Raw genomic sequence first — 12,424 nt, 5'->3', positions numbered from 1 at the left:
CTGTATGCATGAACTGAAGAACGACCGCTATCTGCGCGCCCTGCTGCGCCAGCCTGTTGACGTCACGCCCGTATGGATGATGCGCCAGGCCGGGCGTTATCTGCCGGAATATAAAGCCACCCGCGCCGAGGCCGGTGATTTTATGTCACTGTGCAGGAATGCCGAACTGGCCTGTGAAGTGACCTTGCAGCCGTTGCGTCGTTTTCCGCTTGATGCCGCGATCCTGTTTTCGGATATCCTGACGGTTCCCGACGCCATGGGACTGGAATTGTATTTTGAACAGGGGGAGGGGCCGTGCTTTGCCCGTCCGATTACCTGTAAAGCCGACGTGGAGCAGTTGCCGATACCGGATCCGGAGGTGGAGCTGGGGTATGTGATGGACGCCGTACGCACCATCCGGCGCAACCTGCGCGGAGAAGTGCCGCTGATTGGCTTCTCCGGCAGTCCCTGGACCCTGGCCACCTATATGGTTGAAGGCGGCACCAGCAAAGTCTTCACTAAAATCAAACAAATGATGTACGCCGAGCCGCAGACGCTGCATTTATTGCTCGATAAGCTGGCGGCGAGCGTAACGCTGTACCTGAACGCCCAGATTCGCGCCGGGGCGCAGTCGGTGATGATCTTTGATACCTGGGGCGGCGTGCTGACCGGCAGCGGCTATCTTGAGTTTTCCCTTGATTACATGCAAAAAATCATCGACGGCCTGCAGCGGGAGCATGAAGGCCGCCGGGTGCCGGTAACGCTGTTTACCAAAGGCGGAGGCCAATGGCTTGAAGCCATGGCGCAAACCGGTTGCGATGCGCTGGGCCTGGACTGGAGCACCGATATTCAGGCGGCGCGCCGTCGCGTGGGCGATAAGGTCGCGCTGCAGGGCAATATGGATCCTTCGGTGTTGTACGCGCCGCCGGCGCGTATTGAACAGGAAGTGGAGTCCATTCTGGCCGGTTTCGGCCGGGGTGAGGGGCATGTCTGCAATCTGGGGCACGGTATCCATCAGGACGTGCCGCCGGCACATGCGGGCATTTTTGTTGAGGCGGTGCATCGCCTGTCGCGCCCCTATCATCTGTAAAGACTGGTGAAAAAGGTGGAAAAAACATGGATATAACAGCATTGCGCGCCGAGCAGGTCGCCACCGCCAGTAGGGTCATACGCCATGACGATTTCGCTTTTTCCACGCCCGCGATAATCGCCGGCGCCGATGTGGGGTTCGAACAGGGGGGCGACGTTACCCGCGCGGCTATCGCGCTGCTGCGTTTTCCGTCGCTGGAGCTTATCGAATACCGCATTGCCCGTGTAACGACCACCATGCCTTATATTCCGGGTTTTTTGTCGTTTCGCGAGTATCCCGCCCTGCTGGCCGCCTGGGAACAGCTGAATCAGCGGCCGGATTTGCTGTTCGTCGATGGCCATGGTATTTCCCACCCGCGCCGTCTGGGCGTCGCCAGCCATTTTGGCCTGTTGGTCGACCAGCCGACTATCGGCGTGGCTAAGCGCCGGCTGTGCGGCCGGTTTGAGCCCTTGAGCGATGAGGCGGGCGCCAGGGCGCCGCTGATGGATAAAGGCGAACAGCTTGCCTGGGTATGGCGCAGCAAGATCCGCTGCAATCCTTTATTCATCTCCACCGGCCATCGCGTCGGCATGGACACTGCCCTGTATTGGGTACAACAATGCATGCGCGGCTACCGCTTGCCGGAGCCTACCCGCTGGGCGGATGCGGTGGCCTCTAATCGCACCGCGTTTAAACAGTGGGAGCAGGGGCGCGGCGAACCGGACTTTTTCGACCTGGAATAGGGTAACCGGCTAATTTCAGGTACACTGCGACGCAGATTAAGAGTAATGGAATAGCGCGATGTTACGTAACCCGATACATTTACGTCTGGAAAAGCAGGAAGCCTGGCAGCACGTCATTTTTATGGCGTCGCTGTGTGAACGGATGTACCCCAATTATCAACTGTTCTGCGTACAGACCGGCTTTGGCGACCCTGCCGTCTACCGGCGTATTCTCGACCTGGTTTGGGAGACACAGGTTGTTAAAGATGCTAAGGTCAATTTTGATTTACAATTGGAAAAGCTGGAAGAATGCATTCCCGCAGCGGATGATTACGATTTTTACGGCGTTTATCCGGCGATTGATGCCTGTGTGGCCCTGAGTGAATTATTGCACTCGCGGCTGAGCGGTGAAACGCTGGAGCATGCCGTCACCGTCAGCGAAACCTCTATCCGCACCGTGGCCATGCTGGAAATGACCCATGCGGAGCGGGAAATGACCGAAGAGGAGCTGAATGCCCTGCCCTCGATTGAAGAGGAATGGGACATTCAGTGGGAAATTTTTCGCCTGTTAGCTGATTGTGAAAACCGCGACGTAGAATTGATCAAAGGGCTGCGCGCAGACCTGCGCGAAGCCGGAATTAGCAATATTGGAATAATTTTACAGCAATAAGGCAATAAAACGTGATTTAAGACCTGTTTTGCCATGTCTTAATACTTCACATCTGCACCCCGTCTGGTCTACATTTGGGGGGGCATAAAAAAAGTGGCTATCGGTGCGTGTTTGCAGGAGAGTGCCGTATTCCGGCTTATCCGTCGTACTCGATGCTTAGCAAGCGATAAACACACTGTAAGGATAACATATGAACAAGACTCAACTGATTGATGTAATTGCTGATAAGGCCGATCTTTCGAAGGCGCAGGCGAAGTCGGCTCTGGAATCCACTTTGGCAGCAATTACCGAGTCTCTTAAAGAGGGTGATGCAGTACAATTGGTTGGTTTCGGTACTTTCAAAATTAATCATCGCAACGAACGCACTGGCCGTAATCCTCAGACCGGTAAAGAAATCAAAATCGCCGCGGCCAATGTTCCGGCATTTGTTTCTGGCAAGGCTCTGAAAGACGCTGTTAAGTAACCACCGTGTGTTGGTGAAAAGATTAAGCATAGGGGCAACCGTGCCCCTTTTGTTTTTGCGCCGGTGCGGTTGGCTCGGGCTGCTGGCCTGTCTCCTCACGGCATGCGGTTCGCATTCCAAGGCGCCGCCTGCGTTCACCGCCAGCGGTTATGTCGCCGATCGGGGCGCCATGCGTTTATGGCGTAAAGACGACGCGGCACAGCAAACGGTCAATATCGTCAGCGTCTACAGCCCCTATCAGGGCGAAAATACCATCATTACCCGCTATCAATTCCTCCATGACGACGTGCGCCAGATTAACTGGACGCAAAACGGCGCACATCCGCAAACCGTGCAAATCCGCTTTGACGATCAGGGTAATCCCAGCTATATGCAGCGTCAGCGCGATGGGCTGCGTGAAAAACTCAGTGATGACGAACTGGCGTTGTATCAGTTTGAAGCCAGGCGATTGCTGGATGTCAGCAGCACGCTACGTGCCGGACAGGTAAAGCTGATGCAGGGGATATGGCGCGACGGCGTGATAACCACCTGCGACGGCAAGACGGCGCGGCCTGATTTTGACCAGCGCTCGGCCTCGTGGATTGCGGCGCGCGCCCAACATTCCACCGGACAACTGGGCATCGCCTGGCTGGAGGCACCGGAAGGGACGCAGCTATTACTGGTCGCCAATGAAGACTTCTGCCACTGGCAACCTAAAAAAAGCGAGTTGTAGTCACCCGCCTGCAAGCCAACATCGACAGGGCGCCGCGCATTGCCCAACGTCATGAATGCGCGACACCAGATGATGACAGGATTATTGCTCGCGTTGGATCGCGCGATAGCCGATATCCGACCGGCAGAAACTGTCCTGCCAGCGAATAGACTTCGCCGCGCGATAGGCCCTGGCCTGAGCATCCGCCACCGTTTCGCCCAGCGCGGTAACGCACAAAACCCGCCCTCCCTGCGTCAGTACCTTACCGTCCGCCAGACAGGTGCCGGCATGAAAGACTTTTTCGCCTGCTGTCTCAGCCGTCGGCAGGCCGCTGATTTCGTCCCCGGTGCGGTAATCCCCCGGATAGCCGCCGGCGGCCAGGACCACACCCAGGGCCGGTCGTTCATCCCATAACGAGCTTTCCCGATCCAGATGCCCTTCGGTGGCCGCCAGGCACAGCGCCACCAGATCGGAACGCATGCGCAGCATGATGGGCTGGGTTTCCGGATCGCCGAAGCGGCAGTTAAATTCAATCACCTTTGGCTGTCCATCGGCGTTGATCATCAGTCCGGCATATAAAAAGCCGGTATAGATATTCCCTTCCGACGCCATGCCGCGCACCGTCGGCCAGATAACCTGATCCATAACACGCTGGTGGATTTCATCCGTAACCACCGGGGCGGGGGAATATGCCCCCATGCCGCCCGTGTTGGGACCGGTATCGCCGTCGCCGACCCGTTTATGGTCCTGGCTGGTGGCCATCGGCACGACATGATCGCCGTCCACCATCACGATAAAGCTGGCTTCCTCGCCTTCCAGGAATTCCTCCACCACGATGCGGTGCCCGGCATCGCCGAAGGCGTTACCGGCCAGCATATCCTCAATGGCCGCTTCCGCTTGCGCAAGCGTCATAGCCACGATCACGCCTTTGCCGGCGGCCAGGCCGTCCGCTTTGATAACAATGGGCGCGCCTTTGCTGCGCACGTAGGCCAGCGCCTGGTCGATATCGGTAAAGTTACCGTATTCCGCGCTGGGAATATGGTGGCGGGCCAGGAAATCCTTGGTAAACGCCTTCGAGCCTTCCAACTGCGCCGCCGCTTTGGTCGGGCCGAATACCGGCAGGCCGGCTGAGCGGAACGCATCCACCACGCCCATCACCAGAGGCGCTTCGGGGCCGACGATGGTCAGGCCGATGGCGTGGCTTTGGGCGAAGGCAACCAGCGCCGGGATATCGGTCGGGCCGATGTCGACGTTTTCAAGCGCCGGTTCGAGGGCGGTGCCGGCATTGCCGGGCGCCACGTAGACTTTATCCGCCAGCGGCGATTGGGCGGCTTTCCAGGCCAGGGCATGCTCGCGGCCGCCGTTCCCGATAATTAAGATATTCATTGGTCGCTCCTGGGCTTAGTGGCGGAAATGACGCATATCGGTAAAGATCATGGCGATGCCATGTTCGTTGGCCGCGGCAATGACTTCGTCATCGCGAATGGAACCGCCGGGTTGGATCACGCAGCTGATGCCGACCGCCGCCGCCGCGTCAATTCCGTCGCGAAACGGGAAAAACGCATCGGAGGCCATGGCCGAGCCGCGCACGTCCAGCCCTTCGTCCGCCGCCTTGATGCCGGCGATTTTCGCCGAATAAACGCGGCTCATCTGGCCCGCCCCGATACCAATGGTCATGTTATCGCGGGCATAAACGATGGCGTTGGATTTAACGAATTTAGCCACTTTCCAGCAAAAAAGCGCGTCGCGCAGCTCGCTTGCGGTCGGCCGGCGTTCGGTGACGATGCGCAGATCCGCCTCGCCGACCATGCCTAAGTCGCGATCCTGTACCAACAGGCCGCCGTTAACCCGCTTGAAGTCCAGCGCCGGCACCCGGGACGACCAGACGCCGCTGGCCAGTACCCGGACATTTTGCTTGGCGGCAAGGATGGCCAGGGCGTCGTCGTTAACGGACGGCGCGATAATCACTTCCACGAACTGGCGGCTGATAATGGCTTGCGCGGCGGCGGCGTCAAGGGGGCGGTTAAAGGCGATAATGCCGCCAAACGCCGAGGTGGGATCGGTTTTATAGGCGCGCTCATATGCCTCGAGCAACGCGCCGCCGGTGGCCACGCCGCAAGGATTGGCATGCTTGACAATCACGCAGGCCGGCTCGGCGAATTCCTTTACGCACTCCAGGGCGGCGTCGGTATCGGCGATATTGTTATAGGATAGCGCCTTGCCCTGCAACTGCCGCGCGGTGGCGACCGAGGCTTCCCGCACCGGCTCTTCTATATAGAAGGCGGCCAGCTGATGGCTGTTTTCTCCGTAGCGCATATCCTGTTTTTTGATAAAGTTCAGGTTAAGGGTGCGTGGGAAACGTCCGGCGGGTACGGTGGTATCGCCGTGATAGGCCGGTACCTGGCTGCCGAAGTAGTTGGCGATCATGCTGTCGTAGGCGGCGGTATGCTCAAAGGCCTTGATGGCCAGATCAAAACGGGTCGCCAGCGTCAGCGAGCCGTTATGCGCATCCAGCTCGGCAATGATCCCGGCGTAATCGCCGCTGTTAACCACGATCGTCACGTCTTTATGATTCTTGGCGGCGGAGCGCACCATGGTAGGCCCGCCGATATCGATATTCTCCACCGCTTCCTCGCGGGTACAGCCTTCACGCGCCACTGTGCTGGCAAACGGATAAAGATTAACCACCACCATATCGATGGGGTCGATATGGTGCTGTTGCATAATTGCATCGTCCTGGCCGCGTCGCCCCAGAATGCCGCCATGGACCTTGGGATGCAGGGTTTTCACCCGTCCATCCATCATTTCTGGAAAACCGGTGTAATCGGAAACCTCGGTCACCGGCAGCCCTGCCTCCGCCAGCAGCCGCGCGGTGCCGCCGGTGGAGAGCAGCGTGATGCCGCGTTGCGATAATGACTGAGCGAATTCTACGATACCGGCTTTGTCAGACACACTGAGCAAGGCGCGGCGAACAGGACGTGGTTGTTGCATGGTCAATTTATCCCTTGATTGGATAGCTTTAATAAAAAACTGGTATCAAGCGGCGGTTTTTTACTGAAAAAAGCCGCCGCTTGATAAAATACGCGAGCCGATAAAATTTGCGTGAATTGTAGCGAAAACGATTGCGCGATGCTCGGCAATTTTTGCCTGCGGCAATCATCTGTGGATAAGTTTGTGCAAAAGAGGGTATAAACCCCGGTATTGCTGTGGAATGCAGCAAACAGTTCGGATTGGGCAAATTAGCTGTTGCGGCTTCGGTTGAAATCCCTATAATGCGCCTCCATCGACCGGCACCGTGCAGCACATCGCAGGGTAGCGGAAACGAGTCAGAAGACAGGCCGAACGGGCTTGACACTGAAAGAGGAAAGCGTAACATACGCCACCTCGCGCCAGACTGATTACAGCGGCGCACTGCTCTTTAACAATTTATCAGACAATCTGTGTGGGCACTCACAAGACCGTATCGAAACACAAAATACCAAGTCTTGAAGAGTGAACAAACAGTTAATTCATAAGATTAACAGTATGACAATCTTTGAGCATCAAGCTTTTAATTGAAGAGTTTGATCATGGCTCAGATTGAACGCTGGCGGCAGGCCTAACACATGCAAGTCGAGCGGCAGCGGGAAGTAGCTTGCTACTTTGCCGGCGAGCGGCGGACGGGTGAGTAATGTCTGGGGATCTGCCTGATGGTGGGGGATAACTACTGGAAACGGTAGCTAATACCGCATAACGTCGCAAGACCAAAGTGGGGGACCTTCGGGCCTCACGCCATCGGATGAACCCAGATGGGATTAGCTAGTAGGTGAGGTAATGGCTCACCTAGGCGACGATCCCTAGCTGGTCTGAGAGGATGACCAGCCACACTGGAACTGAGACACGGTCCAGACTCCTACGGGAGGCAGCAGTGGGGAATATTGCACAATGGGCGCAAGCCTGATGCAGCCATGCCGCGTGTGTGAAGAAGGCCTTCGGGTTGTAAAGCACTTTCAGCGGGGAGGAAGGCGACAAGGTTAATAACCTTGTTGATTGACGTTACCCGCAGAAGAAGCACCGGCTAACTCCGTGCCAGCAGCCGCGGTAATACGGAGGGTGCGAGCGTTAATCGGAATTACTGGGCGTAAAGCGTACGCAGGCGGTCTGTTAAGTCAGATGTGAAATCCCCGGGCTTAACCCGGGAACTGCATTTGAAACTGGCAGGCTAGAGTCTCGTAGAGGGGGGTAGAATTCCAGGTGTAGCGGTGAAATGCGTAGAGATCTGGAGGAATACCGGTGGCGAAGGCGGCCCCCTGGACGAAGACTGACGCTCAGGTACGAAAGCGTGGGGAGCAAACAGGATTAGATACCCTGGTAGTCCACGCTGTAAACGATGTCGATTTGAAGGTTGTGGCCTTGAGCCGTGGCTTTCGGAGCTAACGCGTTAAATCGACCGCCTGGGGAGTACGGCCGCAAGGTTAAAACTCAAATGAATTGACGGGGGCCCGCACAAGCGGTGGAGCATGTGGTTTAATTCGATGCAACGCGAAGAACCTTACCTACTCTTGACATCCAGAGAAGTTTGCAGAGATGCGAACGTGCCTTCGGGAGCTCTGAGACAGGTGCTGCATGGCTGTCGTCAGCTCGTGTTGTGAAATGTTGGGTTAAGTCCCGCAACGAGCGCAACCCTTATCCTTTGTTGCCAGCACGTAATGGTGGGAACTCAAAGGAGACTGCCGGTGACAAACCGGAGGAAGGTGGGGATGACGTCAAGTCATCATGGCCCTTACGAGTAGGGCTACACACGTGCTACAATGGCGCATACAAAGAGAAGCGAACTCGCGAGAGCAAGCGGACCTCACAAAGTGCGTCGTAGTCCGGATTGGAGTCTGCAACTCGACTCCATGAAGTCGGAATCGCTAGTAATCGTGGATCAGAATGCCACGGTGAATACGTTCCCGGGCCTTGTACACACCGCCCGTCACACCATGGGAGTGGGTTGCAAAAGAAGTAGGTAGCTTAACCTTCGGGAGGGCGCTTACCACTTTGTGATTCATGACTGGGGTGAAGTCGTAACAAGGTAACCGTAGGGGAACCTGCGGTTGGATCACCTCCTTACCGAAATAGATACTAGATTGTGTAGTGTCCACACAGATTGTCTGATAACTGTAATGAGCAAACAGCTCGTATGGTTTACACGTGAAGCCCGGCTTCGCACGTGCAAGGCATCGTCCGATGATAGGAGAGCAACGCGATGCGTTGTTCGACTAGAAAGAGGTCGCTTACTTTCATTAATGAAAGTTTCGCCTTACACGGAAAAGCAACGCGGCGCGTTGCAAGCATTTTCCGTGTCCCCTTCGTCTAGTGGCCTAGGACACTGCCCTTTCACGGCGGTAACAGGGGTTCGAACCCCCTAGGGGACGCCAAACTCTTTTTCATACGACCTGTTAACCAAACCAGACCCGCCTTTATTGTCTGATGATTTCAGAGCACATTGTTACGCAACCGCGTATCAGTATGCTGCGAAATACATGCTCTTTAACAATCCGGAACAAGCTGAAAATTTGAAAAAAAAACATGCTGAGCAAAATCAGTATGCGATTCTCTCAAAGCAAGCAAACCTAATGATTGCCGTGTCGATGGCAATCTCTGTAGCCCAGGCGAGGGTTTACTCTCACCAGGGTGAGACTGTGCGAACAGTGTCAGGGCAAGGCGCACGGCGCGCAGCCAGCGGAGTGGACTCAATGTCCATGAGCATGGCGAGCACCGCGCAACGATGCCATGGCAGTGTGCAGCCAGTCGCAACACAGACACTTTAGGGTTGTGAGGTTAAGTGAATAAGCGTACACGGTGGATGCCTAGGCAGTCAGAGGCGATGAAGGACGTGCTAATCCGCGAAATGCGCCGGTGAGCTGATATGAAGCGCTATCAGCCGGCGATGTCCGAATGGGGAAACCCAGTGCAATTCGTTGCACTATCATTACGTGAATCCATAGCGTATTGAGGCGAACCGGGGGAACTGAAACATCTCAGTACCCCGAGGAAAAGAAATCAACCGAGATTCCCCTAGTAGCGGCGAGCGAACGGGGAACAGCCCAGAGTCACCATCAGCATTTGTATCAGGAGAACGGTCTGGAAAGTCCGGCAACACAGGGTGATAGCCCCGTATCCGAAGGTGCAAGTGCTGTGAGCTCGATGAGTAGGGCGGGACACGTGATATCCTGTCTGAAGATGGGGGGACCATCCTCCAAGGCTAAATACTCCTGACTGACCGATAGTGAACCAGTACCGTGAGGGAAAGGCGAAAAGAACCCCGGCGAGGGGAGTGAAATAGAACCTGAAACCGTGTACGTACAAGCAGTGGGAGCCTTGATTTATCAGGGTGACTGCGTACCTTTTGTATAATGGGTCAGCGACTTATATTCTGTAGCAAGGTTAACCGAATAGGGGAGCCGTAGGGAAACCGAGTCTTAACTGGGCGTTAAGTTGCAGGGTATAGACCCGAAACCCGGTGATCTAGCCATGGGCAGGTTGAAGGTTGGGTAACACTAACTGGAGGACCGAACCGACTAATGTTGAAAAATTAGCGGATGACTTGTGGCTGGGGGTGAAAGGCCAATCAAACCGGGAGATAGCTGGTTCTCCCCGAAAGCTATTTAGGTAGCGCCTCGTGAATTCATCTTCGGGGGTAGAGCACTGTTTCGGCTAGGGGTCCACCCCGGATTACCAACCCGATGCAAACTGCGAATACCGAAGAATGTTACCACGGGAGACACACGGCGGGTGCTAACGTCCGTCGTGAAGAGGGAAACAACCCAGACCGCCAGCTAAGGTCCCAAAGTCATGGTTAAGTGGGAAACGATGTGGGAAGGCACAGACAGCCAGGATGTTGGCTTAGAAGCAGCCATCATTTAAAGAAAGCGTAATAGCTCACTGGTCGAGTCGGCCTGCGCGGAAGATGTAACGGGGCTAAACCATGCACCGAAACTTGCGGCAGCGATACCTTCGGGTATTGTTGGGTAGGGGAGCGTTCTGTAAGCCTGCGAAGGTGGCCTGTGAGGGCTGCTGGAGGTATCAGAAGTGCGAATGCTGACATAAGTAACGATAAAGCGGGTGAAAAGCCCGCTCGCCGGAAGACCAAGGGTTCCTGTCCAACGTTAATCGGGGCAGGGTGAGTCGACCCCTAAGGCGAGGCCGAAAGGCGTAGTCGATGGGAAACAGGTTAATATTCCTGTACTGGGTGTGACTGCGAAGGGGGGACGGAGAAAGCTAGGTTCGCCGGGCGACGGTTGTCCCGGTTTAAGCGTGAAGGTGGAAAGAGCAGGTAAATCCGCTCTTTCATTCAACACTGAGGCGTGATAACGAGCCACTACGGTGGTGAAGGAATTGATGCTACGCTTCCAGGAAAAGCCTCTAAGCTCCAGGTCACATCGAATCGTACCCCAAACCGACACAGGTGGTCAGGTAGAGAATACCAAGGCGCTTGAGAGAACTCGGGTGAAGGAACTAGGCAAAATGGTGCCGTAACTTCGGGAGAAGGCACGCTGGCATTAGGTGGAGGGACTTGCTCCCCGAGCTGAAGCCAGTCGCAGATACCAGCTGGCTGCAACTGTTTATTAAAAACACAGCACTGTGCAAACACGAAAGTGGACGTATACGGTGTGACGCCTGCCCGGTGCCGGAAGGTTAATTGATGGGGTTATCCGCAAGGAGAAGCTCTTGATCGAAGCCCCGGTAAACGGCGGCCGTAACTATAACGGTCCTAAGGTAGCGAAATTCCTTGTCGGGTAAGTTCCGACCTGCACGAATGGCGTAATGATGGCCAGGCTGTCTCCACCCGAGACTCAGTGAAATTGAACTCGCTGTGAAGATGCAGTGTACCCGCGGCAAGACGGAAAGACCCCGTGAACCTTTACTATAGCTTGACACTGAACATTGAGCCTTGATGTGTAGGATAGGTGGGAGGCTTTGAAGTGTGGACGCCAGTCTGCATGGAGCCAACCTTGAAATACCACCCTTTAATGTTTGATGTTCTAACTCCGGCCCGTAATCCGGGTCGAGGACAGTGTCTGGTGGGTAGTTTGACTGGGGCGGTCTCCTCCTAAAGAGTAACGGAGGAGCACGAAGGTTAGCTAATCACGGTCGGACATCGTGAGGTTAGTGCAAAGGCATAAGCTAGCTTGACTGCGAGAGTGACGGCTCGAGCAGGTGCGAAAGCAGGTCTTAGTGATCCGGTGGTTCTGAATGGAAGGGCCATCGCTCAACGGATAAAAGGTACTCCGGGGATAACAGGCTGATACCGCCCAAGAGTTCATATCGACGGCGGTGTTTGGCACCTCGATGTCGGCTCATCACATCCTGGGGCTGAAGTAGGTCCCAAGGGTATGGCTGTTCGCCATTTAAAGTGGTACGCGAGCTGGGTTTAGAACGTCGTGAGACAGTTCGGTCCCTATCTGCCGTGGGCGTTGGAAGATTGAGAGGGGCTGCTCCTAGTACGAGAGGACCGGAGTGGACGCACCACTGGTGTTCGGGTTGTCATGCCAATGGCATTGCCCGGTAGCTACGTGCGGAAGAGATAACCGCTGAAAGCATCTAAGCGGGAAACTTGCCTCGAGATGAGTCTTCCCTGTGGCTTTAAGCCACCTGAAGGGACGTTAAAGACGATGACGTTGATAGGTCGGGTGTGTAAGCGCAGCGATGCGTTGAGCTAACCGATACTAATGACCCGTGAGGCTTAACCTTACAACACCTAAAGTGTTTGACGCGAAGAGAGCGTTGCCCCAAGGGGTGGCGAGAGAATTTTCAGCGAAGTTCCGGATAAAGGCCGATGGTCATCAGAAGCAGGATGACGGTT

General features: G+C 55.6%; 8 protein-coding genes, 1 tRNA gene and 2 rRNA genes. 8 read left to right on the top strand and 3 right to left on the bottom strand.

What is annotated here, in order from left to right:
- Nucleotides 1-4 precede the first annotated feature (4 nt).
- The 5 genes from hemE (at nt 5) to ACL2XF_RS19450 (ending at nt 3,615) form a co-directional block, all read left to right on the top strand.
- Nucleotides 5-1,069, top strand: coding sequence for a uroporphyrinogen decarboxylase (gene hemE / locus ACL2XF_RS19470; protein ID WP_410012658.1), 1,065 nt, complete (start codon nt 5-7; stop codon nt 1,067-1,069).
- Nucleotides 1,070-1,095: 26 nt separating this feature from the next.
- Nucleotides 1,096-1,791: a deoxyribonuclease V gene (nfi, locus tag ACL2XF_RS19465; RefSeq protein ID WP_413721823.1), complete on the top strand. Its 696-nt coding sequence runs from the start codon at nt 1,096-1,098 to the stop codon at nt 1,789-1,791.
- A 58-nt stretch (nt 1,792-1,849) separates the two neighbouring features.
- Nucleotides 1,850-2,440: a YjaG family protein gene (locus ACL2XF_RS19460; protein ID WP_413727390.1), complete on the top strand. Its 591-nt coding sequence runs from the start codon at nt 1,850-1,852 to the stop codon at nt 2,438-2,440.
- A 190-nt stretch (nt 2,441-2,630) separates the two neighbouring features.
- The gene (gene hupA / locus ACL2XF_RS19455; RefSeq protein ID WP_162368642.1) at nt 2,631-2,903 is read left to right on the top strand and encodes a nucleoid-associated protein HU-alpha; all 273 of its coding nucleotides are present in this window, start codon (nt 2,631-2,633) and stop codon (nt 2,901-2,903) included.
- A 40-nt stretch (nt 2,904-2,943) separates the two neighbouring features.
- Nucleotides 2,944-3,615: a DUF1481 domain-containing protein gene (locus tag ACL2XF_RS19450; protein ID WP_413727389.1), complete on the top strand. Its 672-nt coding sequence runs from the start codon at nt 2,944-2,946 to the stop codon at nt 3,613-3,615.
- Between the two features lie 81 nt (nt 3,616-3,696).
- On the opposite strand, the gene purD is transcribed toward ACL2XF_RS19450, so the two are convergent.
- Genes purD through ACL2XF_RS19435 form a run of 3 tightly spaced genes read right to left on the bottom strand, consistent with a single transcriptional unit; the run spans nt 3,697 to nt 6,970 of the window.
- Nucleotides 3,697-4,980 carry a phosphoribosylamine--glycine ligase gene (gene purD, locus ACL2XF_RS19445; RefSeq protein ID WP_410012654.1) on the bottom strand — a complete coding sequence of 428 codons (1,284 nt, stop codon included), beginning with the start codon at nt 4,978-4,980 and terminating at the stop codon, nt 3,697-3,699.
- Between the two features lie 15 nt (nt 4,981-4,995).
- Nucleotides 4,996-6,585 carry a bifunctional phosphoribosylaminoimidazolecarboxamide formyltransferase/IMP cyclohydrolase gene (gene purH / locus ACL2XF_RS19440; protein WP_413727388.1) on the bottom strand — a complete coding sequence of 530 codons (1,590 nt, stop codon included), beginning with the start codon at nt 6,583-6,585 and terminating at the stop codon, nt 4,996-4,998.
- Nucleotides 6,586-6,613: 28 nt separating this feature from the next.
- A complete protein-coding gene (locus tag ACL2XF_RS19435) occupies nt 6,614-6,970 on the bottom strand; it encodes a hypothetical protein (RefSeq protein WP_410012652.1) in 357 nt (118 codons plus the stop codon).
- A 175-nt stretch (nt 6,971-7,145) separates the two neighbouring features.
- Between ACL2XF_RS19435 and ACL2XF_RS19430 the strand changes: the two genes are divergently transcribed.
- The 3 genes from ACL2XF_RS19430 to ACL2XF_RS19420 all read left to right on the top strand — a co-directional run bounded on the left by ACL2XF_RS19430 (nt 7,146) and on the right by ACL2XF_RS19420 (nt 12,312).
- Nucleotides 7,146-8,688: ribosomal RNA gene (locus ACL2XF_RS19430) — 16S ribosomal RNA — on the top strand.
- Between the two features lie 232 nt (nt 8,689-8,920).
- A tRNA-Glu gene (locus ACL2XF_RS19425) sits at nt 8,921-8,996 on the top strand.
- Between the two features lie 401 nt (nt 8,997-9,397).
- Nucleotides 9,398-12,312 (top strand): 23S ribosomal RNA (locus tag ACL2XF_RS19420).
- The 16S and 23S rRNA genes sit together here with 1 tRNA gene alongside, the layout of an rRNA operon.
- Nucleotides 12,313-12,424: the final 112 nt, after the last annotated feature.

The sequence above is a fragment of the Sodalis sp. RH19 genome (assembly GCF_047324215.1).
GTDB lineage: Bacteria > Pseudomonadota > Gammaproteobacteria > Enterobacterales > Enterobacteriaceae > Acerihabitans.
The sequence above is the reverse complement of the archived record's forward strand: the minus strand, read 5'-3'. Positions and strand labels throughout refer to the sequence as shown.

Excerpts from the sequence above, each read along its gene's own strand:
- ACL2XF_RS19460 (WP_413727390.1), top strand. The coding sequence starts at position 1,850 with ATGTTACGTAACCCGATACATTTACGTCTGGAAAAGCAGGAAGCCTGG.
- hupA (WP_162368642.1), top strand. The coding sequence starts at position 2,631 with ATGAACAAGACTCAACTGATTGATGTAATTGCTGATAAGGCCGATCTT.
- purD (WP_410012654.1), bottom strand. The coding sequence starts at position 4,980 with ATGAATATCTTAATTATCGGGAACGGCGGCCGCGAGCATGCCCTGGCC.
- nfi (WP_413721823.1), top strand. The coding sequence starts at position 1,096 with ATGGATATAACAGCATTGCGCGCCGAGCAGGTCGCCACCGCCAGTAGG.
- ACL2XF_RS19435 (WP_410012652.1), bottom strand. The coding sequence starts at position 6,970 with ATGTTACGCTTTCCTCTTTCAGTGTCAAGCCCGTTCGGCCTGTCTTCT.
- hemE (WP_410012658.1), top strand. The coding sequence starts at position 5 with ATGCATGAACTGAAGAACGACCGCTATCTGCGCGCCCTGCTGCGCCAG.
- purH (WP_413727388.1), bottom strand. The coding sequence starts at position 6,585 with ATGCAACAACCACGTCCTGTTCGCCGCGCCTTGCTCAGTGTGTCTGAC.